Origin of the sequence: Vibrio sp. 10N.261.55.F4, from assembly GCF_041470465.1 — a bacterium.
GTDB classification, from domain to species: Bacteria; Pseudomonadota; Gammaproteobacteria; order Enterobacterales; family Vibrionaceae; genus Vibrio; species Vibrio crassostreae_C.
Map to the genome: position 1 here is coordinate 1 of NZ_JBFRMM010000009.1, position 1,626 is coordinate 1,626.

At 42.5% G+C, this 1,626-nt stretch carries 1 protein-coding gene and 3 tRNA genes; 3 read left to right on the forward strand and 1 reads right to left on the reverse strand.

Annotated elements, in window-relative coordinates; all coding sequences use genetic code 11:
* Nucleotides 1-94: 94 nt before the first annotated feature.
* Nucleotides 95-883, reverse strand: coding sequence for a lipase family protein (locus AB4249_RS06345; RefSeq protein WP_017064543.1), 789 nt, complete (start codon nucleotides 881-883; stop codon nucleotides 95-97).
* Nucleotides 884-1,232: 349 nt separating this feature from the next.
* On the opposite strand from AB4249_RS06345, the gene AB4249_RS06350 reads away from it, so the two are divergent.
* The 3 genes from AB4249_RS06350 to AB4249_RS06360 all read left to right on the forward strand — a co-directional run bounded on the left by AB4249_RS06350 (nucleotide 1,233) and on the right by AB4249_RS06360 (nucleotide 1,582).
* Nucleotides 1,233-1,319: transfer RNA gene (locus tag AB4249_RS06350), tRNA-Leu, on the forward strand.
* Between the two features lie 67 nt (nucleotides 1,320-1,386).
* Nucleotides 1,387-1,460: transfer RNA gene (locus AB4249_RS06355), tRNA-Cys, on the forward strand.
* Between the two features lie 46 nt (nucleotides 1,461-1,506).
* A tRNA-Gly gene (locus AB4249_RS06360) sits at nucleotides 1,507-1,582 on the forward strand.
* Nucleotides 1,583-1,626: the final 44 nt, after the last annotated feature.

Consider the following 1,626-nt stretch of genomic DNA (forward strand, 5'->3'; position numbering starts at 1 on the left):
ACTCCGGGAGGCGCCTCCATCATTCAGAAAAAACCAGTCCTAGTGACTGGTTTTTTCGTTTTTGACCCCGCTAAAAGCTTCCTACGTACCCATTTCAATGCTTATCAAAGAAATCTTTGTTACGGATATACTTGCTCATTAAGTGGTAAGAGAAAGGTCTTATCAGCCAACTAAAGATAGAGCGACCAAGGCGGATTAATGTAGGAGTGTTCTCATAGATTCGTCCGTTATAAAGCCAAAGCACTTTACCTACATGCCAATAGAGCAAAGGAACCGGTGGCATGAAGGTCACGATGTCGATGTCACAGCAAATTCGGTAGGTCTTCTTACTCATGCGATAGTGCTTTCGAAAGCTCCAATCACCAATGGCGGGTTGGCCAAAAGTCACTATTCGTTTAATACAGCCTGGGTACTTTTGATCAAAGTAATCAGCGAAGACACAACCGATAGCGCCTCCGGAAGAGTGGCCAGTAATAGACACTCTTTTTCCTTGTTCGATGAGAGGTGTGAGCGTGGCTTCCAAGCGCTCAATAACGGTTAAGCCAAGCTTGTCTTCATTACGACTTGGCTGGCTCTCTTGAAACATTAGATGGTAGAAACCCGCATGCACACGATAATTGAGCCCAATTCTCTTACAGCTTCTTGTCCATAGAGCAAAGGTTAGTAGCCAATCTGAGATACTGTGCGATCCTTTGATTACCACAACCACTTCATCTTTGTCGCTACTCCACAACACTCTAATCATGGTTTTACCAAACTGGTTCTTGATGATGCGTTGTCCATTAGGGTCAAAACCATAGCGAGTCTGCTTAAAAACTCTAGGGTAGGCGAGGTTACAAAGAACGGCATAGCGCTCATATTGATATCGTTTTAGTGGTTTCACATGTTTACTTCTTAATAAGAGTTACTTCAAACTCTAATCGTTGAATGTGAAAAGCACATGAAAACGCCATTTGCTTGGTTTAAAACAATAAAATCACCGCATTCAATTGGTATTTGAATCAATGGTTGTCAGTGATTTGTCCGTTTAAATTAGAAATCCAAGTATAAGAACCGTACAAGCTGCACTAAATTTATTCTTTTGAGTTCGATAATTAATCACTTGAATTAAAAGATAAAATTTATTGTTGACGAATTTTTTCCTTCCGTTAAAGTACACCTCGTTCTCACGGCTTAGGTCGCTGAGAGATGGTGTTTTTACTTTTCAGTAATCGGCCTCGCAAGATTGCGTTGCCCTGGTGGTGGAATTGGTAGACACAAGGGATTTAAAATCCCTCGGCGTTCGCGCTGTGCCGGTTCAAGTCCGGCCCGGGGCACCATCTATCTAGCTTCTACATTTTGAGTAGAGTGATGAACAAAGAGTTGTTCTCTTAAATCACTATTAAAGGCGCCTTGGCAGAGTGGCTATGCAGCGGATTGCAAATCCGTGGACCTCGGTTCGACTCCGGGAGGCGCCTCCATTCTTTCTCTTAGTTTGATAAGTTAAGAGATAATAAGAATGAAAATGCGATACTAGCTCAGTTGGTAGAGCGCAACCTTGCCAAGGTTGAGGTCATCGGTTCGAACCCGATGTATCGCTCCAAATTTTGTAGTGTTGATTCATTTCGACATTAAGATGGTGTTTTA